28 protein-coding genes are annotated in these 24,523 nt (G+C 67.1%); 20 read left to right on the forward strand and 8 right to left on the reverse strand.

The window, feature by feature from the left end; all coding sequences use genetic code 11:
• Position 1: 1 nt before the first annotated feature.
• The 4 genes from pqqC to Q1A53_RS06225 form a co-directional block, all read right to left on the reverse strand.
• A complete protein-coding gene (pqqC, locus tag Q1A53_RS06210; RefSeq protein ID WP_299964100.1) occupies positions 2 to 751 on the reverse strand; it encodes a pyrroloquinoline-quinone synthase PqqC in 750 nt (249 codons plus the stop codon).
• 242 nt (positions 752 to 993) lie between these two features.
• Positions 994 to 1,092: a pyrroloquinoline quinone precursor peptide PqqA gene (pqqA, locus tag Q1A53_RS06215; protein WP_012177128.1), complete on the reverse strand. Its 99-nt coding sequence runs from the start codon at positions 1,090 to 1,092 to the stop codon at positions 994 to 996.
• 76 nt (positions 1,093 to 1,168) lie between these two features.
• Entirely contained in the window at positions 1,169 to 1,876 is a 708-nt protein-coding gene (locus Q1A53_RS06220) for a response regulator transcription factor (RefSeq protein ID WP_299964101.1), read from the reverse strand.
• Between the two features lie 9 nt (positions 1,877 to 1,885).
• Entirely contained in the window at positions 1,886 to 3,526 is a 1,641-nt protein-coding gene (locus Q1A53_RS06225; protein ID WP_299964102.1) for a HAMP domain-containing sensor histidine kinase, read from the reverse strand.
• A 152-nt stretch (positions 3,527 to 3,678) separates the two neighbouring features.
• Here Q1A53_RS06225 and Q1A53_RS06230 point away from each other — a divergent pair, with 152 nt between their 5' ends.
• The gene (locus tag Q1A53_RS06230) at positions 3,679 to 3,882 is read left to right on the forward strand and encodes a hypothetical protein (RefSeq protein WP_299964103.1); all 204 of its coding nucleotides are present in this window, start codon (positions 3,679 to 3,681) and stop codon (positions 3,880 to 3,882) included.
• 12 nt (positions 3,883 to 3,894) lie between these two features.
• Here the strand turns inward: Q1A53_RS06230 and Q1A53_RS06235 are convergent, their stop codons facing one another.
• The gene (locus Q1A53_RS06235; protein ID WP_299964104.1) at positions 3,895 to 4,686 is read right to left on the reverse strand and encodes an ABC transporter permease; all 792 of its coding nucleotides are present in this window, start codon (positions 4,684 to 4,686) and stop codon (positions 3,895 to 3,897) included.
• Positions 4,683 to 5,426, reverse strand: a complete 744-nt coding sequence (locus tag Q1A53_RS06240) for an ABC transporter ATP-binding protein (RefSeq protein WP_299964105.1) — start codon at positions 5,424 to 5,426, stop codon at positions 4,683 to 4,685. The genes Q1A53_RS06235 and Q1A53_RS06240 overlap by 4 nt, the downstream gene beginning before the upstream one ends.
• Positions 5,427 to 5,598: 172 nt before the next feature.
• Between Q1A53_RS06240 and Q1A53_RS06245 the strand changes: the two genes are divergently transcribed.
• From Q1A53_RS06245 to Q1A53_RS06325, 17 genes are all read left to right on the forward strand, one after another.
• Positions 5,599 to 6,024, forward strand: a complete 426-nt coding sequence (locus tag Q1A53_RS06245; protein WP_299964106.1) for a thiosulfate oxidation carrier protein SoxY — start codon at positions 5,599 to 5,601, stop codon at positions 6,022 to 6,024.
• Positions 6,025 to 6,034: 10 nt separating this feature from the next.
• The gene (gene soxZ, locus Q1A53_RS06250; RefSeq protein ID WP_299964107.1) at positions 6,035 to 6,364 is read left to right on the forward strand and encodes a thiosulfate oxidation carrier complex protein SoxZ; all 330 of its coding nucleotides are present in this window, start codon (positions 6,035 to 6,037) and stop codon (positions 6,362 to 6,364) included.
• A gap of 89 nt (positions 6,365 to 6,453) precedes the next feature.
• Positions 6,454 to 6,792 (forward strand): hypothetical protein, encoded by a 339-nt coding sequence (locus Q1A53_RS06255; RefSeq protein ID WP_299964108.1) that lies wholly within the window; start codon positions 6,454 to 6,456, stop codon positions 6,790 to 6,792.
• Between the two features lie 17 nt (positions 6,793 to 6,809).
• The gene (locus Q1A53_RS06260; protein ID WP_299964109.1) at positions 6,810 to 8,078 is read left to right on the forward strand and encodes an NAD(P)/FAD-dependent oxidoreductase; all 1,269 of its coding nucleotides are present in this window, start codon (positions 6,810 to 6,812) and stop codon (positions 8,076 to 8,078) included.
• Positions 8,079 to 8,133: 55 nt separating this feature from the next.
• The gene (locus Q1A53_RS06265; protein WP_299964110.1) at positions 8,134 to 9,051 is read left to right on the forward strand and encodes a hypothetical protein; all 918 of its coding nucleotides are present in this window, start codon (positions 8,134 to 8,136) and stop codon (positions 9,049 to 9,051) included.
• A 129-nt stretch (positions 9,052 to 9,180) separates the two neighbouring features.
• Positions 9,181 to 10,137: an AAA family ATPase gene (locus Q1A53_RS06270; RefSeq protein WP_299964111.1), complete on the forward strand. Its 957-nt coding sequence runs from the start codon at positions 9,181 to 9,183 to the stop codon at positions 10,135 to 10,137.
• A complete protein-coding gene (locus Q1A53_RS06275) occupies positions 10,134 to 11,036 on the forward strand; it encodes a DUF58 domain-containing protein (RefSeq protein WP_299964112.1) in 903 nt (300 codons plus the stop codon). Before Q1A53_RS06270 ends, Q1A53_RS06275 begins: the two co-directional genes overlap by 4 nt.
• A complete protein-coding gene (locus Q1A53_RS06280; RefSeq protein WP_299964113.1) occupies positions 11,033 to 11,401 on the forward strand; it encodes a hypothetical protein in 369 nt (122 codons plus the stop codon). The genes Q1A53_RS06275 and Q1A53_RS06280 overlap by 4 nt, the downstream gene beginning before the upstream one ends.
• Positions 11,394 to 12,356 (forward strand): VWA domain-containing protein, encoded by a 963-nt coding sequence (locus Q1A53_RS06285; RefSeq protein WP_299964114.1) that lies wholly within the window; start codon positions 11,394 to 11,396, stop codon positions 12,354 to 12,356. Before Q1A53_RS06280 ends, Q1A53_RS06285 begins: the two co-directional genes overlap by 8 nt.
• Positions 12,353 to 13,252: a VWA domain-containing protein gene (locus Q1A53_RS06290; RefSeq protein WP_299964115.1), complete on the forward strand. Its 900-nt coding sequence runs from the start codon at positions 12,353 to 12,355 to the stop codon at positions 13,250 to 13,252. The genes Q1A53_RS06285 and Q1A53_RS06290 overlap by 4 nt, the downstream gene beginning before the upstream one ends.
• Positions 13,249 to 13,923 (forward strand): hypothetical protein, encoded by a 675-nt coding sequence (locus Q1A53_RS06295; RefSeq protein WP_299964116.1) that lies wholly within the window; start codon positions 13,249 to 13,251, stop codon positions 13,921 to 13,923. Before Q1A53_RS06290 ends, Q1A53_RS06295 begins: the two co-directional genes overlap by 4 nt.
• On the forward strand, positions 13,920 to 15,101 hold the full coding sequence (locus Q1A53_RS06300) for a hypothetical protein (RefSeq protein WP_299964117.1): 1,182 nt from the start codon (positions 13,920 to 13,922) through the stop codon (positions 15,099 to 15,101). The genes Q1A53_RS06295 and Q1A53_RS06300 overlap by 4 nt, the downstream gene beginning before the upstream one ends.
• A gap of 98 nt (positions 15,102 to 15,199) precedes the next feature.
• Positions 15,200 to 15,910 carry a response regulator transcription factor gene (locus tag Q1A53_RS06305; protein WP_299964118.1) on the forward strand — a complete coding sequence of 237 codons (711 nt, stop codon included), beginning with the start codon at positions 15,200 to 15,202 and terminating at the stop codon, positions 15,908 to 15,910.
• Between the two features lie 51 nt (positions 15,911 to 15,961).
• Positions 15,962 to 17,119, forward strand: coding sequence for an FIST N-terminal domain-containing protein (locus Q1A53_RS06310; RefSeq protein WP_299964119.1), 1,158 nt, complete (start codon positions 15,962 to 15,964; stop codon positions 17,117 to 17,119).
• Between the two features lie 2 nt (positions 17,120 to 17,121).
• On the forward strand, positions 17,122 to 19,347 hold the full coding sequence (locus Q1A53_RS06315) for a PAS-domain containing protein (RefSeq protein ID WP_299964470.1): 2,226 nt from the start codon (positions 17,122 to 17,124) through the stop codon (positions 19,345 to 19,347).
• 47 nt (positions 19,348 to 19,394) lie between these two features.
• Complete coding sequence (locus Q1A53_RS06320; protein WP_299964120.1) at positions 19,395 to 20,054, forward strand: hypothetical protein; 660 nt, start codon at positions 19,395 to 19,397, stop codon at positions 20,052 to 20,054.
• Entirely contained in the window at positions 20,051 to 20,398 is a 348-nt protein-coding gene (locus Q1A53_RS06325; protein ID WP_299964121.1) for a hypothetical protein, read from the forward strand. The genes Q1A53_RS06320 and Q1A53_RS06325 overlap by 4 nt, the downstream gene beginning before the upstream one ends.
• 109 nt (positions 20,399 to 20,507) lie before the next feature.
• On the opposite strand, the gene Q1A53_RS06330 is transcribed toward Q1A53_RS06325, so the two are convergent.
• Positions 20,508 to 21,320: a quinoprotein dehydrogenase-associated SoxYZ-like carrier gene (locus Q1A53_RS06330; protein ID WP_299964122.1), complete on the reverse strand. Its 813-nt coding sequence runs from the start codon at positions 21,318 to 21,320 to the stop codon at positions 20,508 to 20,510.
• Between the two features lie 127 nt (positions 21,321 to 21,447).
• Here Q1A53_RS06330 and Q1A53_RS06335 point away from each other — a divergent pair, with 127 nt between their 5' ends.
• On the forward strand, positions 21,448 to 22,491 hold the full coding sequence (locus Q1A53_RS06335) for a quinoprotein relay system zinc metallohydrolase 2 (protein ID WP_299964123.1): 1,044 nt from the start codon (positions 21,448 to 21,450) through the stop codon (positions 22,489 to 22,491).
• Positions 22,492 to 22,502: 11 nt separating this feature from the next.
• Here the strand turns inward: Q1A53_RS06335 and Q1A53_RS06340 are convergent, their stop codons facing one another.
• Positions 22,503 to 23,126 (reverse strand): hypothetical protein, encoded by a 624-nt coding sequence (locus Q1A53_RS06340; protein WP_299964124.1) that lies wholly within the window; start codon positions 23,124 to 23,126, stop codon positions 22,503 to 22,505.
• Between the two features lie 178 nt (positions 23,127 to 23,304).
• Here Q1A53_RS06340 and Q1A53_RS06345 point away from each other — a divergent pair, with 178 nt between their 5' ends.
• On the forward strand, positions 23,305 to 24,417 hold the full coding sequence (locus tag Q1A53_RS06345) for an S-(hydroxymethyl)glutathione dehydrogenase/class III alcohol dehydrogenase (protein WP_299964452.1): 1,113 nt from the start codon (positions 23,305 to 23,307) through the stop codon (positions 24,415 to 24,417).
• Positions 24,418 to 24,523: the final 106 nt, after the last annotated feature.

A 24,523-nucleotide genomic window follows, 5' to 3' on the forward strand; every position in this document is an offset into this window, starting at 1 on the left:
GTCAGGAGGCCTTTTTCAGCAAGAGGCCCTGATGGGGCTGCCAGGCCCCCGGCGGGATGCGGGCGGGGGTGACATAGGCGCTGGACAGGGCGTCGAGCTGGGACCACAGCACGTCCGTCTTGAAGATGAGTGCCTCCGCTGCGGCATCCTGTTTCTCGGCCGTGTCGGCGTGATCGAGCACCCAGGCGAGGCCAAAGGCCACGTCCTTGGGCGCTTCCTTGAGGCGGTTCTTGAAATAGCTGAGCGAGCTGTCATCGGCAAAGTCGTAGTTCTTGAGCAGCCCCTGGATGCGGTTGGCGTGGATCTTGGGCGCGAAAAGCTCCGTGAGCGAGGCGGCGACGGCTTCCAGCAGGGTCTGTTCGCGGACAAAGCGCACGTAGGCGTCCACCGCAAAGCGCGTGGCGGGCAACACGCCCTGCCGTGAGGCGACATAGTCGGGGTCCAGCCCCACCGCTTCAGCCAGCCGCAGCCAGCGGCGGATGCCGCCTTCGTTCTCGGCGGTGCCGTCGTGATCCTCGATCCGCGAGCGCCAGGCGCGGCGCAGGGCGGGCTCCTCTACCCGGGACATGAAGGCCGCATCCTTCATCGGGATCGAATGCTGGTAGTAGTAGCGGTTGATCACCCAGGCGCGCACCTGATCGGGGCTGCAGTCGCCGCCGTGCAGCCTGTCGTGAAAGGGGTGCAGGTCATGGTAGCGCTCCGCGCCGATCTGGCGGAGGCGGGCCTCGAAGGCGTCACGGCTCTGGGTCATGGTCAGGCTCTCCTGTCGGTCGGGCGCGCGCAGTGGTGTCGCAGTCTAGCGGCAGCCCGGGTCGCGGTTCAAGATGCGGAGGAGGGGGTGGCGACGCAGACCAAAGTATTGGAGAGAGATCGTCTGCGACGCCGGAGAGGGAGCGCCGCGGAGCGATGCTGCGCGGCGGAGAGGAAGCAGTGTCGGCGATGAAAGGGGGCCTGTGGCCGTCTATCGCCTGTCGGGTGGCCCGGCGGGCCGGATCAGAACAGGACTTCGCGCTCTTCGTCGCTGTCGGGTCCGTACATGTTAATTTCCATGCCGCATTCGATTTCGCGGATGATCGGTTTGGTCCAGGCCATGGGGCACTCCTTGGTGAGATGGATTTATCCTGTGCAGACCGTGGCAGAGCTTGGGCCGCCGGGCTATTCTTAATTTTTAAGAGGAGGGGGGGCCATCGGGGCCTGAGGTGTCGGTCAGGACCGGAATTTGCCCGGTGACGCAAAAGCCCTTGTTCCGTACCGTCTTGATTTCGAATGCGAAATCAGACTGGCTCAGTTTGCGGCGCAGGTAGCCGATGTAGACGTCCACCACGTTTTCGTTACCGGAGCCTTCGCTGGCCCAGAGTGTGTCGAAGATCTCTATCCGGGACAGGGGGGTGTCGGGGTCGCGCATCAGGAGCGCGAGCAGCTCGAATTCGCGTTCGGTGAGATGGATGGAGGTGGTTGCTGTCTCCAATGTGCGGTGTTGCGAGTTGAGCCGCGCAGGCGCGGGGCGTTGTGCGCTGGCGCGATGCTCCTGCACGCGCAGGCGCGCCACCAGCTCGTCAAAGCTGAAGGGTTTGACCACGTAGTCGTCGGCACCGGCATCGAGCCCCGCCATGCGGTGTTCGACCTCCGACAGGGCAGAGAGCATGAGGATCGGCAGCGTGGCACCGGTGGCGCGGGCCTCGCGCACAAGGTCGATGCCGCTGTCGGCCCCCAGCATCACGTCCACAATGGCACCGCTGTGGGCGCCGCTTTGCAGCCGGTCGAGCGCGCGGTCGGCACGGTTCTCCGTCTCTGTCTGGTAGCCGTGCAGCGCCAGCCCGCGGGCCAGCGCCGAGGTGATCTCGGGGTCGTCGTCGATGATCAGCAGCTTGGTCACGGGCGCAGGTTACCGCGGTTTGACCGGCAAGCGAACCGCGATCTTGGTCCCCGGTGCGGGGCCCAGGGCCTCGGCGCGGGGCAGGGGGCTTTGCAGGGAAATCTCGCCGTCCTGAGCCTCGATCACCCATTTGGCCAGGGCCAGTCCGACGCCGAAGCCCTCACCGGCGGTGGCGGAGCCGCCCTGAGCGAAGCGGTCGAAGATGCGGGCCTGGGCGTCGGGTGGGACACCGGGGCCATTGTCGGTGACCGAGAGCGCTGCACCGCGGGCGTCAGCGCGGGCGGAGAGGCGGAGACGCCCGCCTGCGCGGGCGTGCCGGATCGCGTTGCGGATCAGGCTGACGATCACCTGCCGCACCCAGTTACGATCGCAGTGCAGGGTAACGGAGGGTATGTCGGTGATCTCCATCTCCATCCCGGCGCTGTCGATCTCTGCCTCGATCTCTTGTGCGGCTTCTGTGACTAGCTCCGGCAGCGAGACCTCTGCGACATCCAGTGCCAGCTCGCCCGTGTCGGAGCGCGCGAGCCGCAGCAGATCGTCGATGCGGCGGTTGAGCCTTTGGGCGCGGGCCTCGATGGTGGCAAAGGCCTCCTGCGCGCCGCTGTGGGCGGTCTTGCCGATCTGCGCCTCCATCAGGATGACCGTGAGGGGTGTGCGCAGCTCGTGGCTGATGTCAGCAAAGAACCGGCGACGCTTGTCGTCCGTCTCCGCCAGGGCGGCGTTGGCGGCGCGCAGCTCTTCGGTGCGGGCGGCGATGGTGTCGTTGAGGCGCGTCCATTCCGCCTCCACCTCCCGGTGCCGGGTCAGCAGGGCACCGGCCATGCGGTTGGTTTCATGCGCCAGCTGTCCGATTTCATCGGCGCGGGTGACCGGCAGGTGGATCGTGAAATCCCCCTGACCGATGCGGTGGGCGGCGCTGCGCAGATTGGTGAGCCGGGCAAACTGGGGGCGGATCAGGCCGAAGTAGAAGGCCGCCACCGCCAGCAGGGTGGCCGCGGCAATGGCCAGTGCGATGCGCGTCAGGCGCTGGCGCAGATCCTCGATGCCTGCGAGCACGTTGTTGCGAAAGAGTACTTCGGTATTGACCGCCTGGCTGAGCAGCGGATCGAACCGGGCGGCGAAACTGTCCAGATGGGCGCGCAGGGCGGCGGTGTCGTCCTCGCCGCTCAGCCCGCGGGTGGCGCCGTCGAGCGCTGCCTGCATCCGCGCCAGCCCCAGCGACTGGGTGCCATAGCGTGACTGCGCGTCCAGCCCGAGGGACCGGGCGGCGGCGACGGCGGTTTCCACATCGCTGTGCAGCTGCACGAAGGTGCGTTCCATCTGTTGCGTGACGGGGGCGAGGCGGTCCATGCGGATCTCGCGGGACTGGCCGGTCTGCACGCTTTCGGTGGCGACCACGAGAAAGGTCGAGGCTTGGGTGGAGAGGGTGGAATAGCGGGCCATGCGCGTCTCGGCGGCGAGGGCCGCATCCAGTCTGCGCGCGACCTCTCCCAGACCGGACGACAGGATCAGGGCGGTGACGATGGTGCCCGCGGCGAGCAGGCTGGCCCCGAGGGCCAGCCGCAGCCTGAGCGACATGGCGCGGCCCGGCACGGGCGGGGGCGTCGTGGTCGGGGGCGTGATGGACGGATGCGTCACGGGTGGTGCCATAATGCGGGCACGGGGCCAGGATTGTGGTGAAAAGAGCGGCAGTTGGGCGCGTCAGCGAGCAGCGGAGGGCCGATTAAGCCAACCTTTACCGACTTAAGTCTATGGTCCGGCCGTGCGCAGGAGCAGAAACCAAGAGCCGGAGAGCTAGGACCATGATTGAACTGTTGTTTGTCGCCTGCGTCGCGACCGCACCGGATGAGTGCCGCGAACGCAGCCTGATCTTTACCGATATTTCGCCCATGCAGTGCATGATGGGGGCCCAGCCGGAACTGGCGAAATGGGCGGCCTCTCACCCCAATATGGAGGTGAAGAGCTGGCGGTGTCAGACCGTTTCCTTTGCCGAGCGGGAAGCCTGAGCGCATCTGACCTCAGCCCTTGCGCTTCATCAGCCCGCGGGCGGGATCGTAGCCCCAGACGGCGATCAGCCCCAGCACCAGCGTGCTGATCGCCACCCAGGCGAGGGCCTGCCAGTTGATCTGCAGGTAGAGCAGGAAGCGGATGAGCTCGACCACGTAGGTAAAGGGGTTGAGGGCGCAGATGTCGCGCAGAAGCGGCGAGCTTTCGGCCATTTTCCATAAGGGGTAGAGGGCTGAGGACAGAAAGAACATCGGGAAGATGACGAAGTTCATCACGCCGGCGAAATTCTCCAGCTGGGTGATGAAGCTCGACAGGACCAGACCCAGGGCGCCCAGCATCAGCCCGCCGAGAATGAGCCCCGGCAGCACGGTGACATAGCCCCAGCCGGGCATGGTGATGCCAAAGAGCGCGGCGATGCCCAGAAAGGCGTAGACCTGCAGGATGGAGATCGCCGTGGCGCCGAAGAGCCTGCAAAAGAGCAGCCACCAGCGCGGAAAGGGCGAGGTCAGCAGCAGGCGCATGGAGCCCATTTCGCGGTCGTAGACGAGGCTGAGCGAGCTTTGCATGCCGTTGAAGAGCAGCACCATCGCGCAGAGCCCGGGCACGATGTAGGTCTCGTAGGTGATGTAGGTCTGGTAGGGCGGGATGATCGACAGGCCGAGGGCGGCGCGAAACCCGGCGGCGAAGATCAGGAGCCACACGAGCGGGCGGACGAGGGCGGCGACAAAGCGTTCGCGCTGGTGAATGAACCGCAGGAATTCGCGGCCCACGATGGCCCGGGTGACGCCCCAGAACCCGCTCATGCGGGGACGGGCCCGGTGCGAGCGAGAAACCAGTCCTTGAGCGATGTCTCGCCCCGGATCTCGCCTGCGGTGCCGTCGGCGATGATCTCGCCCTGGTGCAGGACCAGCAGCGCATCGGCGTCGCGGACTTCGTCCGTCAGATGCGTGGTCCAGAGCACGCAGAGCCCCTGGTCGGCCAGATCGTGCACATGGGCTGTGATCGCCTGACGGGCCGCGGCATCGAGGCCGACGGTCGGTTCATCCAGCAGCAGCACGGCGGGGTCGTGCAGCAGGGCGCGGGCAAGCTCCATCCGGCGGCGGTGCCCGCCGTTGAGATTGCGCGCACGTTCATCGCCGCGCGCGCGCATGTCGAGCCGGTCGAGGGCGGCGTCGATGCGGCCCGGCACCTCGCTGCGGGGCAGGCCGTGGAGCGCGGCGAAATAGCTCATGTTCTGCCGGACGGTCAGGTTGAGATCCAGCGTGGGCTGCTGAAAGACGACACCCAGTTTGCCGAGCGCGCGGCGCGAGCGGGTGCGCAGGTCGTGCCCGGCGATGTGGATGTCGCCTGCAGGGGCGACGAGCAGCCGGGTCAGCAGCGACACGAGCGTGGATTTGCCCGCGCCATTGGGCCCCAGCAGCGCGCAGAACCGACCCGCGGGCACGGTGAGCGAGATATCCCTCAGCGCGGTCTTGGCGCCGTAGGTAAACCCCAGATTGCGCACGGCCAGCCCGCCTTTGGCGTGTTGTTCGGATGTGCCCACGTCCCCTCCCCAAGGTGCTGCAAGTCGGGTCAGCTTGCCCCGAAAGCCCAAGGGCCACAAGCGCCTGCGCGGATCCTTTGGTCGCGGGCGCGTGCGACGTCACGAAGTTTTCATTGCCGGAAATGGTCCGGCTCGCGTAGCGTTGGGCGGGATAATGGAGGAGGACGGACCCGTGGAGGTCACACGACGCGGCACGCTCATGTCAGGCGCATCCCTGCTGCTGGCGCTCGGCCTGCCGGGTGCGCTGCGTGCGCAGGACGTGACCGCAGAGCAGGCGGTGGCGGCCTTTGCGGGCGGTGCACCGCTGGTGCCGGGCGGCGTGAGCCTGCGCCTCGATCCGGTGGCCGAGGACGGCTTCAAGGTGCCCGTGGTCGTGGCGGCGGAAGGGGCGGAGGCACTGATGATCGTGGCGCCCCGCAACCCTGTTCCGGTCATTGCGCTGGCGCGGTTCGGGCCGCTGGCGGTGGCGCCGATGCTCTCCACCCGGATGCGGCTTGCGCGCACCCAGGAGGTGATGGCGCTGGCGCGGATGGCGGATGGCACGGTGCGGCAGGTCGCACAGCGCGTCGAGGTGATCGTCGGCGGTTGCGGCGCGTGAGGGGGGGAGCATGGCAAGCGGCGTGAAATCCCGGGTGAAGCTGCCCAGGCGCGTGACGGCGGGCGAGGTGATCCCCATCAAGACGCTGATCACCCACCGGATGGAGAGCGGGCAGCGCGTGGATGAGGCCGGTGCGGTGATCCCCCGCGCGATCATCCACCGCTTCACCTGTCATTTCGAGGACGAGGCGGTCGTGGACATCGAGGTACATCCCGGCATCGCCACCAATCCCTTCTTTGAGTTTCGCGCCCGCGTGCCGCGGTCCGGCGTGTTCCGCTTTGCCTGGTACGACGATGACGGTGCTGTCTACACGGACAGTCAGGCGGTCGAGGTGGTTTGAGCCCTGCGTCGTCGAGCCCGGGCGCGCGCCGCAGACGCCGACCAAAGTGGGCCTGTGCCCGCGGCAGGGGCTGCGGGATACTGACCGCCATGGCAGAGGGAAAGCGGCTCATATGCGGCGGGCTGGTTGCGGTGCTCTGCGGTGGTGCCGCGGCGGCCGACGCGCTGTGTTCCGACCCGGTGTTGCCCGCGGGGGACGCGGCCTACGGTGCCTATCTGGCGGGGTCCTGTCGCAGTTGCCACGGGGCCGGTGATCCGGGGGCGATCCCGGCGATTGCCGGTATGACACGGGAGGATTTCGCAGCGGCGCTGATCGGCTATCGCTGTGGCCGCCGGACCCATGCGGGGATGCAGGGGGTGGCGCGCAGCCTCGGGCCGCGGGAGATTGCAGCGCTCGCGGCCTATTTCGCGACAGGGGCCGAGGACTGATCCGGGGAGGGATCGAGATGGCGTTGAACAGACGAGGGTTTCTGGGGGCCGGGGCAGGCGTGCTCGCCGCCCCTGCCGTATTGGCGGAGGGGCATGCGCGGCCCCGTGTGCTGGTGATCGGCGGCGGGGCAGGGGGGGCCACGGCGGCGCGCTACCTCGCCCGGGACGGTGCGGGCGCTGTGGCGGTGACGCTGGTGGAGCCTTCGCGCGTCTATGTGTCGTGCTTTTTCTCCAACCTTTATCTGGGCGGGCTGAAAAGGATCGAGGAGATCGGGCACAGCTACGGCGGGCTGGCGCGCGGCGGGGTCAATGTGGTGCACGACTGGGCGGTGGCGGTGGACCGTGCGGCGCGGGTCGTAACGCTCGCCGGGGGCGGGGAGCTGGGCTATGACAGGCTGATCCTGAGCCCCGGGATTGATTTCGTGGAGGGCGCTGTGCCGGGCTGGTCGCTGGCCGCGCAGAACGCGATGCCGCATGCCTACAAGGCCGGATCGCAGACGGAGCTGTTGCGCGCGCAGGTGGCGGCGATGCCTCAGGGCGGCATCTTTGCCATGGTCGCGCCGCCCAATCCCTACCGCTGCCCGCCGGGCCCCTATGAGCGGGTGTCGATGGTGGCGCATGTGCTGAAAGAGACGAACCCCACGGCCAAGATCCTCATTGCCGATCCCAAGCCCAAATTCTCCAAGATGTCGCTCTTCGAGGAAGGCTGGGCGGAGCATTACCCCGGCATGATCGACTGGGTGGGCGAGGATTTCGGCGGCGGTGTGGTGCGCGTGGATCCGGATGCCATGACGCTGAGCATCGACGGGGAAGCGACGCGCGTGGACGTCTGCAACGTGATCCCGGCCATGAAGGCGGGCCGCATCGCGCAGATCGCGGGCGTGACAGAGGGCAACTGGGCCCCGGTGCACGCCGCCGATATGAGCAGCCGGGTCGATCCCGACATCCATGTGCTGGGCGATGCGGCGGCCCAGGGTGATATGCCCAAATCGGGCTTTGCCGCCAACAGCCAGGCCAAGGTCTGTGCCAATGCGGTGCTGGCGGCGCTGACCGGATCGGCGCAGTTTCCGCCGCGCTATGCCAATACCTGCTGGTCGCTGATTGCTCCGCAGGACGGGGTAAAGGTCGGGGCCACCTATGAGGCGACAGCGGAAAAGATCGCCCGCGTGGACGGTTTCATCTCGCAGCCCGGAGAGACAGCGGCGCTGCGGCGCGAGACCTATGGGGAATCCGAAGACTGGTATGCGGCGATGACGGCGGACATGTTTGGCGCGCCGGTGACCTGAGCGCTGCGTGACAATTCCGTGGACGGGCAGGGGGCGGCGACCTAGCTTTGCGCTCATGCGATGTCTGATCGTTCTTTTTGCCTGCCTTTGGGTTCAGGCGTTGCCCGCGCTGGCGGACCGCACAGCCTATCTGGATCTGGCGCGGAAGGGATGGAACTATCAGCTGCGCACCACGATGATCGGACGCGATCTGTCCATTCCGGTGCATATCAACGGGCGCGATCTGGCGGGGGCGAGCCTGTGTCTGGTGGGCGAGCGGCCGCATGCCAACTCGCTCGAGGTGATCAATGCGTTTCGGGATCTGGCGGCCCATGTGTTCGGCAAGCCGGTGACCATGCGCTATGCGGGCGGCGAGGCGGCGCTGTGCGGATCGGGGCGCACGGTGGTGCTGAGGCTCTATTCCGGGCATCCGCCCAATCAGGCGCTGTCGGCGGATCTGAGCTGGATGAACGGCATTTACGATCTAGGGCTGCCCGCGCGGCGGTTCTTTGTTGCGACCTCGCCTGCCATGGCGCAGACGTTTTTCGGGCGTCGCGGTCAGGGCACCCATATCATGGTCAAGCAGCCGCGGCCTGGCCAGGTGGGCGGGCTGGAGCGGTCGTTCTACAGATCCATTCTGGTGGAGGAGCTGTTTCAGTCCTTCACCTTCGGGATGGACATTCTGCTGTTTGACCGGGCAGCGGCGTTTCAGTCCAAGCTGCAGGAGCGGCCCATGGTGCTGGACCGGCTGCCGTGGGAATCGCGTGATTTCATGCGGGCGCTTTTGCGGTCGAACCCCGCGGGGCTCTGTGCGTTTGATCTCTTCATGATGCACGCGGTGGCCGAAGCACCGGTGGATCAGACCGTTGAGCCCGCGTTCATCGAGTATATCGACCGTGAGTATGACGCGCTGCTGCGGCGGGCCGAGGAGACGATGGCGGATGGTCGGTTCGCGCCGCTGGTGGCCCCCGGCTGTCAGCGCGCCCCGGGTTGAGGGCCGGGCGCGCGGGGTAGATGCCGCCCGCGTCAGGGTCGCGGGTAATACTTTCGGGTGTCTTTGCGGAAGATGCGGGCGCGGCTACCGTGGAGATCTCAGGCCTGTCGGGCCGCGGGGGGAGAGCGCATGGACACACGACCTGACCCGGCCCAGCCCGGGGTGGCGGCACTGGCGTCCTATCTTGGCAAGGGATTGGTCGGGCACGATGTTCTGGTGGAGCGGCTGCTGGTGGCATTGCTCGCGGACGGTCATCTGCTGGTGGAAGGTGCGCCGGGGCTCGCCAAGACACGGGCGGTCAAGCGGCTGTCGGACGCGGTGGAGGGGCGGTTTGCGCGGATCCAGTGCACGCCCGATCTGATGCCGTCTGACCTGACGGGCACGCCGGTTTACAAACCGCAGGACGGGACGTTTGAATTCGTGCCGGGGCCGGTCTTCAACAATCTGGTGCTGGTGGATGAGATCAACCGCGCCCCGCCCAAGGTGCAATCGGCGCTGCTGGAGGCGATGGCGGAGCATCAGGTGACCGCCGGTACGACTACGCACCCGCTGCCTGATCCGTTTCTGGTGGTCGCGACGCAGAACCCCATCGAACATGACGGGACCTTTCCGCTGCCCGAAGCACAGCTGGACCGGTTTTTGCTGCATGTGGTGCTGGCGCTGCCGGGGCTGGAGACCGAGCGGCAGATCCTCGATCTGGTGGAGGCGGAGGCGCAGGGCGCGCCCGCGCCGCAGCAGGCGCTGACGCTGACGGAGCTGGGCGCGGCCCGGGCGGCGGTGCGCGCCGTGCATCTGGCGCCGGAGTTGCGGGATTTCATCGTGCGGCTGGTACTCGCGACCCGGCAGGGCGAACTGGCAGCCGACATCGAACACGCCGTGTCGCCGCGCGGGTCGCTCGCGCTGGCTGCGGCCGCCAAGGCACGGGCCTATCTGCAGGGGCGCGACTATGCCATGCCGGAGGATGTCGCGGCTCTCGCCGGTGATGCGCTGGCGCACCGGATGGTGCTGAGCTGGCGGGCGGTGGCCGACGGGCGCAGGCCGCGCGATGTGGTGGCGGAGATCCTGGCCGCCACGCCCCCGTTGTGAGTGCGGCGCTGGAGGCACCGGGGGTCGCGCTTGGTGCCGCGGCGCTGATCGCCCTGCGCCGGGTGGCGCTGACGGCGCAGGCGGATCCGGTGCTGGCAGCCCTGCCCGGCGGCTTTGCCACGCGGCGCAAGGGCCACGGGCTGGAGGTCGCGGATATGCGCGAATACGTGGCCGGTGACGATCTGCGCCATCTGGACCGCGGCACGACGGCGCGCACGGGCCGGTTGCACGTGCGGCAGTTTCAGGAGGAGCGGGACCGGGTGAGCCTGCTGGTCGCGGATTTCCGGCCATCGATGTTCTGGGGATTGCGCCGGGCCTTTCGCTCGGTGGCGGCGGCCGAAGCGCTGAGCCTTCTTGGCTGGCGCATCGTCGAAGGCGGGGGCCGGGTCGGGCTGCTCGCGCTGAGTGCGGCGGGGACGGTGATCGTGCCGCCGCGGGGGCGCAGCCGGGGGATGCTGGACGTGATCGGCGGGCTGGTGCAGGCGCATCGCGACGGTCTGGCGGCGATGGTCTCCGGCGATGGCAAGGAGCCACCGCTGGACACGGTTCTGCCGCGGGCCGGGCGGCTGGTGCCGCCGGGCTCGGAGATCGTGATCGCCTCCGGCTTCGATGCGCCGGGGGCTGGCCTTGGTGATGCTCTGACGGCGCTGGCGCGGCGGCGCAGCCCGCGGCTGGTGCTGGTGACGGATGCGCAAACGACGGCGATGCCGCGGGGCCGGTATCCGGTGCGGCTGGCCGATGGTCGGCGGTTGCGGTTGCGGCTGGGGGGCGCGCCGCCAGCGCAGGACCGCTTTGCCCCGATTGCCGGACGCGACGCGCTGATCCTCGACGCAGGCGAGACGGTGGAGCAGACCGCGCGGCGGCTGGTGGCGGGCTTCGCGGAGGCCGGGGCCCCGTGACCGACCGCGCCATCAGCGAAGCGGCCATGCTGGCCAGCCTGCGCGACATCCGACTGCCGGAGATAGCGGCGGGCGGCACGCTGGCCGAGGTCGCAGCAGTCATCGGGCTGGCGAGTGTTGCGGCATTGCTGCTCGTGGGGGTGATCCGGCTGTTGAGCCGCGAGAAGCAGCCGCAGGCCACCGGGTCGGAGACGGGGCTGGCGGCCCTGGCGCATCTGACCGGGGCGGAGCGGCGCGTCGCCTTGCTGCACCTGCTCCGCGCGCGGGCGCCGGAGCGGTTTGCGGCCATCAAAGGCGAGATCTACACCCCCGGCGGCGGTATCGATCTGGAGACGCTGGAGCATGAGGTGCGGCGCTGTGCTTGAGCTGGCCGATCCCTGGGTGCTGTTGCTGTTGCCGCTGCCGTTTTTGGCGCGCCATCTGCTGAGCCCGGATCAGCTGACCGGTGGTGCGATGCGCGTGCCGGACCGGATCGGGGCTGTCTTGCTCGCAGGCGGGCAGGGGCCCTCGGCCAGTGCGGGGGCCGGTGCTACCCGCGGGTTGCTCTGGGCGGTCTGGGCGCTGCTGCTGCTGGCGGCTGCCGGGCCGCGCGATCTGGCCCCGGTGTCGGCGCTGAAAGTGACGGGGCGCGATCTGGCCATCGTGCTGGATCTGTCGGGGTCGATGGTGCGCGATGATTTCGACCTCGACGACCGCCAGATCAGCCGGCTGGAGGCGGTGACCACCGTGGGCGCGGATTTCGCCCGGCGGCGCGGCGGGGACAGGGTGGCGCTGATCGTCTTTGGCTCGGAAGCCTATTACGCGGCCCCCTTTACCTTTGACGTGGAAGCCGTGGCCCGGCGGATCGAAGGCGCGACCATTGGTATCTCGGGGCGGGCCACCAATATCTCCGACGGTCTGGGGCTTGCCATCAAGCGGATGACGCAGAGTGCGGCGGCCAGCCGGGTGGTGATCCTGCTGTCCGATGGCATCAACAACGCGGGTGCGACGAACCCGCGCGGGGTGGCGGAGCTGGCCGCGCGCGAAGGGATCCGGGTGCATACCATTGCGCTCGGGCCGAAGGATCTGACCACGGCGGAGGCGGGCGAGCGCGGGGTGGTAGATGCGGCCACGCTGCAGGCCATTTCCGAGATCTCGGGAGGCGAGAGTTTCCGGGTGCGGACGACCGATGATCTGGTGGCAGTGTCCGAGGCGCTGGACCGGCTGGAAGCCACCGACAGCGACGGTCTGGCGGCGGAGGTCTTTCGCGACTACTGGTTCTGGCCCGCGGCGCTGGCGGCGGGTCTGGGTCTGTGGCTGGGCTGGAGGGAGCTGACATGAGCGCGGCCGATGTCACCCTGCTGCGGCCCGGATGGTTGCTCGCGCTGCCCGCGCTGGCGCTGGTGGGCTGGTGGCTGTGGCAGCGGCGCGGCGGTCTGGGTGATTGGCAGCGCGCGAGCGATCCTGCGTTGCTGCGCGCCATGGCAGCCCTCGGCCGGGTGGATCAGGGTGCGAGCCGGGCGCCGCTGGTGGCGATGCTGGCGGCACTTGGGCTGATCATCCTGGGGCTTGCCGGTCCGGCGGTGGAGCGGCGCGATACGCTGTCCTACCGCAACCTCGACGGTGTGCTTTTTGTCATCGACGCCTCGCCCAGTGTGACGACACACGCCCGCTGGTCGCAGTTGCAGGCCATGGGGCGGTTCGGTCTGGCCGCCCTCGGCACCCGGCCCGGGGGGCTGATTGTGTTTGCGGGCGATGCTTATGTGGCGACGGATATGACGCGCGATCATCTGCAGCTGGGGCAGACCCTGTCGCTGATCGGGCCTGAGACGGTGCCCGACCCCGGGTCGCGCCCCGAACGGGCGCTGGCGCTGGCCGAGACGGTGCTGGCCGAGGCCGGTGTGCTGGCGGGGGATGTGGTGGTAATGACCGATGGAGCCGGGCTGGGGCCATCGTCGCTGCAGGCCACGGGGGCTATCGCCGCGCGCGGCGCGCGGGTCTCGCTGGTGGCGCTGGAGGGGCTGACGCCCGCCTTCGAGACCCACGCCGCGGTGGGGCAGGGCCGGGTGTTCACGCTGGGCGAGACCGGCGCGCTGACCGACTGGCTGACCGAGGCGGCGCGCAGCCGGTTGGAACGGCAGCAGACGCCGCTGCTCTTTTGGACGGATCTGGGGCGGTATCTGCTGCTGCTCGCGCTGGTGCCGTTGCTGACCCTGTTCCGGCGGTCGGCGGTATGAGGGCGCTGGCGGTGATCGCCGTGGCCGCGCTTGGGCTGGCGGTGGCTTTGGGCGGTGCGGCCCCCTTTGGCCGGGTGCTGCTGGCCGCCGGGTTGCCGGCGTTGGCGGAGCGGTTTTTTGCGGATCCCGGCTGGCGCGGTGTCGCGCGCTACCGCGCCGCAGACCCGGAGGCAGCGGCAGCGCATTTCGCCGACGCTGGCGCGCTCTTCAACCTTGGCAACGCGGAGGCGCAGGCAGGGCGCCATGCCGCAGCACTGGAGGCGTTTGACCGGGCGCGGGCGGGCGGGGACGCGGATGCGCAGGCCAATTTCGACGTGGTGGCGGCCTACTACGCGGGGCTGGGGATCGACCCGGAGGCTCTGGGGCTTTTCCCCGAGCGCAAGGAGGGACCGACGGAGGAGAGCTTTGTCGCGCGGGGCAACGGACGGGCGGCGGGCACCGGCAGCGATGTGACCAACACCAACACCATGCTGGGGCTGGCGGAGCTGCAAAGCCGCGGGACGCTGGGGGTGCGGCGGATCTTTGACGATCGGTTCATGGTCGCGGACGCGCGCTGGTTGCAGCAACTGTCGGACGTTCCGGGCGACTACATGGCCGCGCGGATCGCGCAGGAACACAAGCGCCGGGTCAAGCTGGGACTGGCGCCGCCCGATCCGGAGGATCCGCGATGAGGTGGGTTGCGCTGGTGCTGTGTCTGCTGATCCCGGCCGCGCCCGCGGCGCAGACCCGCAGCGTGGCGCCGAGCGACGCGGTGATCTGGGTCGAGGTCGAGGAGACCGAGCACATACCGCTGGTCAAGGAGATGGTGCTGATCACCATCCGCGGCATCTACCGTCGCCACATCACCCGTGAAAAGCTGGTGCAGCCGTCGTTCGACGGGTTCAGCTGGACCCAGCTGGGCGATGATACCTGGCGCGAGGAACGGCTGGAGGGTGCTCTGGTCAAGACCTTCACCCGGCGGATGGCGATCTATCCCGACCGGGCGGGCACGCTGGAGATCGGCGCGTTTGCCCATAACCTGACCCTGACGGACGAGCGCGACAACTGGTTCGAGCATGCGGTCAGCTCCGCGCCGGTGCGGATCGAGGTCGCCCCGGCACCCGACGGGCCGGACTGGTGGTTCCCGGTCCGGCAACTGCGGATTTCCGATCAGTGGTCCAACGCGCCCGACCAGCTGACCCGAGGCGAGGGGGTGCTGCGGGTGGTGCGTATCGAGGCTCTGGGCGTGACGCCGGAGATGCTGCCGCCCATGCCGGAGCTGACCTCGCCCTCGGGCAGGATCTTTGCGCACCCCGAGCAGCGGTTTGTGGAATTGTCACCCTGGGGGCCGCAGTCCTTTGCGTTCTGGCGCTGGACCATCCAGCCGGGCAACGACACGTCGACCATCGTGGAGCCCATGGGGTTCGACTATTTTGACACAGTGAACCGGGTGGCGCGCAGCGTCACGATTTCCGCGCAGCGCGTGGCCTACGGGAGCGTCGTGCCGCAGGGCGCGCCGGTGCCCGAGCCGGTCTCTTCTGCGGTGCTGCCCGGCTGGTCACTGGCGGTTCTGGGCGGGCTGATCTGCATCGGGGGAACCCTGTGGGGCTGTCTGGGGCGGCGGTTGAAGGGCTGTGAAGCGCTGTCGCGTTTTGGTCCGCTGGACCCTTTGACGCGGGGTTTGCGGCGGGCGGCCCGGCAGGGCGGTGCATCGGATCTGCGCCGGGCGGCCACGGCGCTGATGCGGCGCGATGGGCCCTCCGCGCGCCGCATGGATCTGCTGAAAACGCTGGATCGGTCGGTTTTCGCGCCGGGCGCGGCGCGGCTTGACCTGCGGCATTTCGCGCGGGAATTTCTCAAGTCTGGGTGAGATCTACTGGCCGCCCCACAGCGCCGCGGACCGGATGATTTGTACTAGCAGTTGAAAATGAGACCAGTCCGGGTACCATGCACCCGGGAGGAATTGGAATGGAACACTCAAGTGCGCTTGTTAATCAGGATGCTGTCTCCGACATCCTGATTGTTGACGATCACCCTTTGTACAGCGACGCTCTGGAGCAGGCGTTGGAACTGGTTTTCTCCGAGGCCCACATTCGAAAGGCCCGAACGCTCGGGGCCGCGCTGCAGGAAGTGGACGACGGTTTTGCCCCTGAGCTGGTGATGTTTGATCTGAAACTGCCCGATGTCAGCGGCATCTCCGGTTTTGTGAGTCTGCGGCAGAAACTGCCCCACGCCAAGATCCTTGTGGTATCCTCGCTGGCCTCTTTTGATCTGGTGCAGTCACTGCTGAAGGAAGGCGCCTGCGGGTTCCTGCCCAAGGATACCTCGGCCCGGGGGCTGCGAGCGGTGCTGGCCGATATCGTCGCGGGGCGCACCTATGTGCCCAAGGATTTCCAGACGCCGGAGGACTGCGAGACCGAACAGGTTTTTGACCATCCCAAGCTGGCGGACCTGACACCGCAGCAGAAACGGATCATGCAGCTGATTTGCCGGGGCAAGCCGAACAAGCAGATCGCCTATGAGCTGTCGCTGGCCGAGGCCACGGTCAAGGCGCATATCACGGCGCTGCTGCGCCGGTTGGGGGTCCGGAACCGGACGCAGGCGGTTGTCATGGTGGAAGGTGTGATCGCCTCGCAGCGCGGGGCCGAGCCGGAGGCCCGCGCCTTTCTGATGCACTGATGGCACCTCAGCGAGACGGCGGAGCCTTGCGGAGGCGCCGGGGGCCGAGCGATGCTGGATGACCGCACGAGCCCCGGGCATGTCGCGGTCGCGGTATCGCGCGCCGGTGACGAACGGGCAGCCGCGCGCGAGGTGGCGGCCCAGATCAACCAGCGGGCAACCTGTTTTCTGCTGGCCTTCGTGCCGGGGCGGTTCAGTGGCGCGCGTATGGCCGCAGCCCTCGAAGAGACGCTGGAGGGTGTGCCGGTCTTTGGCTGCTCCACCGCGGGGCAGATCACACCGCAGGGCTACGAAACCGACGCGCTGCTGCTGCTGGCCTTTCCCAAGGCGCATTTTCGCTGTTCCTCGATCCTGTTCGAGCCGCTGACGCCCCTGTCCAGCACGACGATTGCCACAGCCGCGCAGCGGCATGAGAAGACATTCTCGCACACCGCCGGTTGGCAGCGTCTGGGTCTGCTGTTTGCCGATGGTCTGTCAAAACAGGAAGACGTGCTGATCTCCATGCTGGAGACGGTGCTGGCGGATCTGCCGCTCTTTGGAGGGTCGGCGGGCGATGCGCTGCGGTTCGAGCAGACCTACGTGATGCATCAGGGTCACTGTTTCAGCAACGCGGCACTCTTGTTGCTGCTGGAGACGGATCTGCCGTTTCAGGGGGTGGGGTTCGATCACTTCCTGCCAGGCGAGACGCAGCTGGTCATTACCGATGCGGACCCTGATGAGCGCAAGGTGTTCGAGATCAATGGCGCGCCAGCGGCACCGGAATACGCGCGGCTGGTGGGCTGCGCCGTCGAGGATCTGTCGCCTCAGATCTTCGCCGAGAATCCGATGCTGATCGAGTATAAGGGCCAACATTATGTGCGGGCCATCTGGGGCGCGGACGACACGGGTGCGCTGTCGTTCCTCGCGGCCATCGACGACGGGCTGATCATGCGGCTGGGTCGCGGTCAGGAGATCGTGCGCACCCTGCGCAGTGGTCTCGACATCCACGATGCCGCCGGTCGCAGCCCCGATTTCATCCTCGGGTTCGACTGTGTGCTGCGCAAACTGGAGATCGAGCAGAAGCAGCTGAGCGACAGCGTCTCTGAGGTGCTGGCGGGCGCGCGGGTCTTCGGGTTCAACACCTACGGCGAGCAGCACTGCGGTGTGCATATGAACCAGACGCTGGTGGGGGTGGCGTTTTTCGCCCCGGATCAGAGGAAGCTCTGGTGAGCATGATTGATCCAGAAGACCCGCTGGCGGTGCAGGTGACCAAGCAGGCGCGGATCATTGATGCGCTGATCCGCCGGGCTAACCGGCAGGAGGATGTGGGGCCGTCCGCGTATCGTGCGTTTCAGTCTGCTATTGACCTGCAACAGACCGTGGCCGAGCAGACCATCGAGCTGGAAAGCGTGCGCTACGAGCGTGAACGCACCCGCAAGACCCTGGCCGAGGCGCTGGCCAGCATGGAGGAAGGGCTGGCGCTGTTCTCCGATGGCAGTCTGGAGATCTGCAACGATCTGTTCCGCGGGCTGTTGCCGGATGTGTCGGACAAGATCGTGCCCGGGCTGACGCTGGACCGGTATTTTCAGCTGATGGGGCGCAGTGCCTATCTTGTGTCCACTGACCGGAAACTCTCCAAGATGCGGCGTCACCTGCACAACCGGCGCGCGGCGGGATCGGTCGTGTCGCTGGTGGCGGAGGTGCCGCGCGACCGCTGGTACCAGTTGAGCGCGCAGCAGACCTCGCCCGAGAACACGGTGCTGCTGCTGACCGAGATCACCACGCTGGTGCGGCACAACCGGCGCGAAAAAGAGCATCTGATCGACCGGCAGTCGGACTATCTGCAGGCGGTATTCCAGAACATGAGCGCGGGCGTGTGCACTTTCTCGGCGGCGGGCGAGATGATGATGCACAACGGGCGCTTTCGCGATCTGCTGGGGGTGCCCTTGTCGCGGGTACAGCCAGGGACGCCCTTGCTTGACTTGCTGGATTTCATGCGCTCGCGCGGTCTGATCGATGCGGCGTTGCTGGCCAAGGTGGAGCCGTGGCGCGAGAAGCTGATGCGCCGCGGATCGCTCACCAGCCGGGTGCCTCACGGGGTGGACCGGGTGCTTGACGTTCAGGTCAACGTGCTGCCCGACGGCGGGTTTCTGGTGGAGCTCAAGGATGTGACGCTGGAGACACGCTCCACCGAGATGCTGGAGAACCGGGTGATGGCGCGCACGGCGCAGCTGACCCGGGCCAACGAGCGTCTGACAGAGCAATACGAGGAAAAGGCGCGCGTGGAGGAAGAGCTCCGCCTTGCCAAGGAGCGGGCGGAGGCGGCGGTCTCCTCCAAGACGCGGTTTCTGGCCGCGGCGAGCCATGATCTGTTGCAGCCCATCAACGCGGCCAAGCTGATGATCTCGTCGCTGCAGGAGACCACCCACGACACCCGGTTCCGGCCCATGGTCGACCGGCTGGGCGGCGCGTTTGCCTCGGTGGAGTATCTGCTGCATTCGCTGCTGGACATCTCGCGGCTGGAGAGTGCCGATCCCGATACGGTGACCGAAACGGACGTGGGTCTGCGCGGTCTGATGGAGGGCGTCCGGGCGGATCTGGGCGTGCTGGCCGCCGAGAAGGGCGTGCAGCTCGATGTGGTGCCCTGCAGTGTGATCGTGCGGTCGGATCCGGTCTATCTGCTGCGGTCGATCCAGAACCTGGTGGTCAATGCGATCCAGTACACTGACGCGGGCGGGCGGGTGCTGCTGGGCTGTCGCAGGCGGGCGGGCCGGGTGCTGCTGGAGGTCTGGGACACCGGCATCGGGATCTCGTCGCGCGACCAGCTGCGCATTTTCGACGAGTTCACCCGGGCAGAGAATGTGCCCATCGGCTCCGGCGTGGGGCTGGGGCTGTCGGTGGTGGACCGGGCCTGCCGTCTGCTGGATCATACGCTGACGGTGCGGTCAGCGCCGGGGCGCGGCTCGATCTTTCGCATCGGGATGCAGGTCGTGGACCGGGAAACCGCCCATCCCCAGCGGCCCGAGCCCGTTCATGAGAGCGTCAACGGGACGCTGGATTGCATCGCGCTGGTGATCGAGAACGATGCGGATGTGCTCTATGGGGCCACGCAATGGCTGGAGCTGCACGGCGCGAGCGTGCTGGCCGCGCGTTCGGCGGGCGAGGCGCTGACCCATGTGGCGGATATGGGGATCCCGCCGGATATCATCCTGGCGGATTACCAGCTTGACGGGGATGAAACCGGGGTGCAGGCGACGCTCGATATTCGCGCGGCCACGCAGACGGCGGTGCCGGCGATCCTGATCACGGCGGACCGCAGTGAGACCGTGCGGCGGCTGGGCGTGCAGAACGACATGTCGGTGCTGACCAAACCGGCGGAGTTGACCAAGCTGCGCCCGCTCATTGACTGGAAGATCCGCAGGGGCGCCAATGGAGACACAGACAAAAGTCGGCAGTGACTGCCCGGGCAGCGCGCCGCAGACTTGGCCTTCGGGAGGAGACGGGAATGATCAGATTTTCTGCGCTAGGATTGATTTTGGCTCTGGTGGCGGGCGCTGCCTGGGCGAACCCGCTGTCGGGAGAAAAAACCTATGACCTGCTGTTCCGCATCGGAACCCTGGACCGGATCGACCGGGGGTCGGAACTGGTCTACCGCCGCGACGTGCGCAATGCGCTGAAACCAGAGGCGGCGGACCGGGACAGCGGGCAGATCGCGCTCAGCTTTCGCGATGGCGAGGCCAGGGTGGCGCTGCTGCAGTTCCGCAAGGATGAGAAGTACCGCGCGCTTGGCTCCTTTCCGGCCAGTGTGGGCAACCCGATGATCATGTATTTCTATGAGACCGTGGTGCGTGACATGGCCGAGGCCGCGGGCGGCAGCCCATACTATATCCGCAACCGGGTGAAGGATGCGCTGATCCAGAACGCTGAGATCGAGGAGGGCGAGGCGGTGCTGGGCGGCAAGACAATTACAACCCAGACCATCCGGTTGTATCCCTTTGAGGGCGATCCCAACGGTGCGCGCATGCAGGGGTTCGGGGATCTGGAGTTGCGGGTGACCATGTCCGACGCGGTGCCGGGCTGGTACATGAGCCTGGTGGCGGAGGCATCGGGGGGTGATGTCTACCGTTCCGAGCTGATGTTCGACCGGGTGGATGCGGCGCAATGAGGCGCCTGCTGGCCATGCTCGGCCTGATCTGTGCCGGTCCCGTGGCCGCGCAATCGGTGGCCGAGCAGTTGAATGACTATCCGACGGCTGCGCGGGCGGATTATGTCTTTGCCTGCATGGTGACGAACGGGCAGTCGCGCGAGATGCTGGACCGCTGTGCGTGCTCCATCGACGAGATCGCCTCGATCCTGCCGTACGAGCGGTATCTGGAGGCGGAAACCGTGCTGTCCATGCGTCGGGTCGGTGGCGAACGCATGTCGTTTTTCCAGAGTGCGGCGATGGCGGAGAACATGGTCTCCGATCTGCGCCGGGCACAGGCGGAGGCGGAGATCATCTGTTTCTGAAGGTCCCGTGGGCGGCAGGCAGGAAAGCCACCTCGCCCCCATCGAGGGGGCCTCGGTGGCTGCCCGGCCCGAGGGCCGGGGGCGCGGGTGGCGCGAGCCTGGACCTTGATCAGCCGCTGACGGATTTTGGCAGATCACGCTCGAAGCTGTTGCCATCGGTGTCGGTCGCCTTGACCGTCAGGGTGGCCGCGCCATTGTCGTTATAGGCGAAGCGGAACACTGGGTTTTCCGAGATCGAGATGCCGCCATCCATGGTGAAGAGCAGCTCCTCCCCTTGCCAGACTTCCATATGGTCGATGAAATGCGCGGGGATGAACAGCTGTGTGATCTGGTCGCGCTGCAGCCCGGAGTAATTGGGATGACGGATCATGATCTGCGCTTCGCGGCGGGCCGTGGACATCTGGGCCGCCCCGTCGAAGCTGCGCAGTTTCATCTTGCCCATGCTGGCCAGTGCCAGCTCTGGATCCTTGGTGGCGGGCGCGGAACAGCCGCCCGACGCTTTGACGAAGCGGCCCGCCATGTGCAGGCCCTTTGGTGTCTCGGCGATGACGCGGACGTTGGAATACTGGTTGACCCGCACGCGGAATTCGAAATCGAGCATGCCCATGGCCGGTGTGAAGCCGAAGACCGCCGCGACCGGGGCCGGGTTTTCGTCGATGACCACGGTTGCCGCGCTGATGGTCGCGGCCCCGTCCGTCTGCCTGAGCACGATGGGCACGGTGGCCGCGTCATGGGCGCGGTAGGGTGCGTCGATGGAGAGCAGCGTTTCCGCCGAGCCGATGGGGGCATCCCCTACCACATCGCCGCGCAGATCGTTCCAGGTCTCGCTTTCGGTCAGCGGGTTTTTCACCGCATCGCCCGACCAGACCGGCCCCGATAGGCACACCAGAACGGCTGCCCCCAAGATCCACTTCCTCGCCATCTCCGTCTCCTCCTCAGCGGATGATGCGGCATTCTGACACGGATGGATTGAAAAATATACACAGACCTATGGCTGATTGGGCCGCCGGTTGGTCCTGTGACAGGGTGCCCGCGGGGAGGACGCCGCCATGCTCGAAGCAATCATTACCCTGTGCCTCGGCCTCTCCGAGGGGCCGTGCCGCGACCATCTGTTGCCCGGCTATGAGGCGCCGACGCAGGCCGCGTGCGAGGCTGCTTTGATCGCCCGCCCGCCGGATCTGACGGTTTTCGGGGATCTGGTGGCACGCGGGGCGCCGCACTGCGCGCCCGTGGGCGTGGCGCTGGATGTTGCGCAAGTGGCGCCCGGTGTCTTTGTCCACAGGGGCGCCATAGCCGAGCCCGATGCGGAGAACCGCGGTGACATGGCCAATCTGGGTTTTGTGGTGGGCGCGCAGAGCGTGGCGGTGATCGACACCGGGACCGCCCGCTGGATCGGCGAGGCGCTGTGGCGCGCGGTCCGCGTGCAGACCGACAAACCCGTCAGCCACGTGGTGCTGACCCATATGCACCCCGATCACGTTCTGGGCGCGGGCCCCTTCGCGGAGGCAGGTGCGGCGGTCGTGGGACACGCGGATCTGGCACGGGCGTTGGCGGACCGGCAGGCAAATTACCACGAAAGCCTCGGGCGGTTGCTGGGTGCGGAGGTGATGCTGGGCACCCGCGCCGTGGCGGTCGATGTCCCCGTGGCGGAGACGCTGGAGATCGATCTGGGCGCGCGGGCGTTGCAGCTGCGCGCCTGGCCCGCGGCCCATACCGGCACCGATCTGACGGTGCTGGACGCGGGAACCGGTACGCTCTTTACGGGCGATCTGATCTTTGATCTGCATACGCCCGCGCTTGACGGCAGGTTGCGGGGCTGGCGCGCGGTGCTGCAGCAGATGCAGGATATGGATGTGGCGCAGGTGGTGCCGGGGCACGGTGGCCCTGTGCTCGACTGGCCGGGCGGGGCCGCGGATATGGCCCGCTACCTCGGGGTGCTGGAGGCAGACACGCGGGCCGCGATCGACGCAGGCCAGCGTCTGGGCGAGGCGGTGGAGAGCATCGCGGCCAGCGAGGCCGGGCAATGGCAGCTCTTCGAGGCCTATAACCCGCGCAATGCCACGGTCGCCTTTACCGAATTGGAATGGGAGTAGGGTCGCGCGGCTCAGCCATCATCCGCGACCCGCTGTCCCAGCATCTGCGCGATGCTGAAGAGCCGCCGCTCGATCAGGGTGGGTGTTTCGCACAGGTAGGTGATGTTGCGCTGGCGGTCGGTATAGATCACCTGATCCCAGTCCAGCCGCTCCTCCAGCGCATCGACCTTGTCGAAATCAGGCTCGGCGGCAGCGAGGATCGTGGTCATCTCGCCGCGGACCTCCTCGATCTTTTCGGCGAGGGCGATCTGGCCGAGCGAGAAATCCGCGATGCCGTCGATGATCCGCGCGCGGCGTTTCGACAGCGTGTCAAACACATCACCAAAGACCAGACCGAGCGCTTTTGCATCGCCGTCGTAGGCCTCTGCGAACTCGGTGACACGGGGCTCAAGGTCTTCTAGCGGCACCCGCCGCAGCGACAGATACCCCGCAAGCTCGGCGATGTCCTGACCCATCGCTTCGGTCCCGGGCGCGGTTTCGGGGTCGAGCGGGTAGGGCCACATCAGACCGGGTGAGAGGCTTTCCACCTTGCGCTGAACGCAGGGCCAGGTTGGGTCGGAAAAATCCGCCGCCTGTGCAGGCGCTGTCCACAGCGCGACGGCAAGACACATGGCGAGAGGTCTGAGGTGGGTCATCATGCGTCTCCTGTCAGCGAGGTAGCAGAACTATGCGCGCAAGCGCCCGCGGCTGTCTAGCGGAGCTGATACCCACCATTGTCTTAGTTGTTCTGCGCGCGGGGCGCCGCGCATAGTTGCGGGGTTCGCGATGCCGATCCACCTGGGTTTGGACGCGTGGGGAGGACGATATACGATGATGAAGACGCGCGCTGCGGTTGCGGTATCTGCGGGGGCACCTTTGGAGGTGATGGAGGTGAACCTTGAGGGTCCGCGGGCGGGCGAGGTTTTGGTGGAGATCAAGGCGACGGGTCTGTGTCACACGGATGAGTTCACGCGGTCGGGCGATGATCCGGAGGGGATCTTTCCGGCGATCCTCGGCCATGAGGGCGCGGGCGTCGTGGTGGAACTGGGCGAGGGGGTGACGAGCCTGGAGGTGGGCGATCACGTGATCCCGCTCTACACGCCCGAATGCCGGGAGTGTGAATACTGTCTGAACCCCAAGACGAACCTCTGTCAGAAGGTGCGCGCCACGCAAGGCCAGGGGCTGTTGCCCGATGGTTCGACGCGGTTTTCCATGCTCGACGGCACGCCCATTCATCACTACATGGGCTGCTCGACCTTCGCCAACCACACGGTGGTGCCCGAGATCGCACTGGCCAAGGTGCGAAAGGACGCCCCCTTCGACAAGATCTGCTACATCGGTTGCGGCGTGACCACCGGCATTGGCGCTGTGATTAACACGGCAAAGGTTGAGATTGGGTCAAGAGCGATCGTTTTCGGCCTCGGCGGGATTGGTCTCAACGTGATCCAGGGGCTGCGGCTGGCGGGGGCGGATCAGATCGTGGGCGTGGATCTGAACGACGACAAGGTGGAGATGGGTAAACACTTCGGGATGACGGATTTTGTCAATCCATCCAAGGTTGATGGGGACATGGTCGCCCACTTAGTTGAGATAACGCAAGGGGGTGCGGACTATACCTTTGACGCCACCGGCAATGTGAACGTGATGCGCACGGCGCTGGAGGCGGCGCATAAGGGCTGGGGCGAGAGCATCATCATCGGTGTGGCGCCCGCGGGGGCGGAGATTTCCACGCGGCCCTTCCAGCTGGTGACGGGGCGGATCTGGCGCGGCACGGCCTTTGGCGGGGCCAAGGGGCGCACGGATGTGCCGCGGATCGTGGACTGGTACATGGATGGCAAGATCGAGATCGACCCGATGATCACCCACAAGCTGACCCTCGACGAGATCAACCACGGCTTCGAGCTCATGCACGAAGGCAAGTCCATCCGCGCCGTCGTGGAGTTCTAGGGCCAGTTTCGCATACCACCGGTAAAATCGACGATCCACGCCGTCAACGGTTGGCGCGGTAAAGGCTGCGGTCGGGTTAGACGATCATCATGGCGGAGCGCAGCGC

The organism is uncultured Roseobacter sp. (assembly GCF_947496515.1).
Taxonomy (GTDB): domain Bacteria; phylum Pseudomonadota; class Alphaproteobacteria; order Rhodobacterales; family Rhodobacteraceae; genus Roseobacter.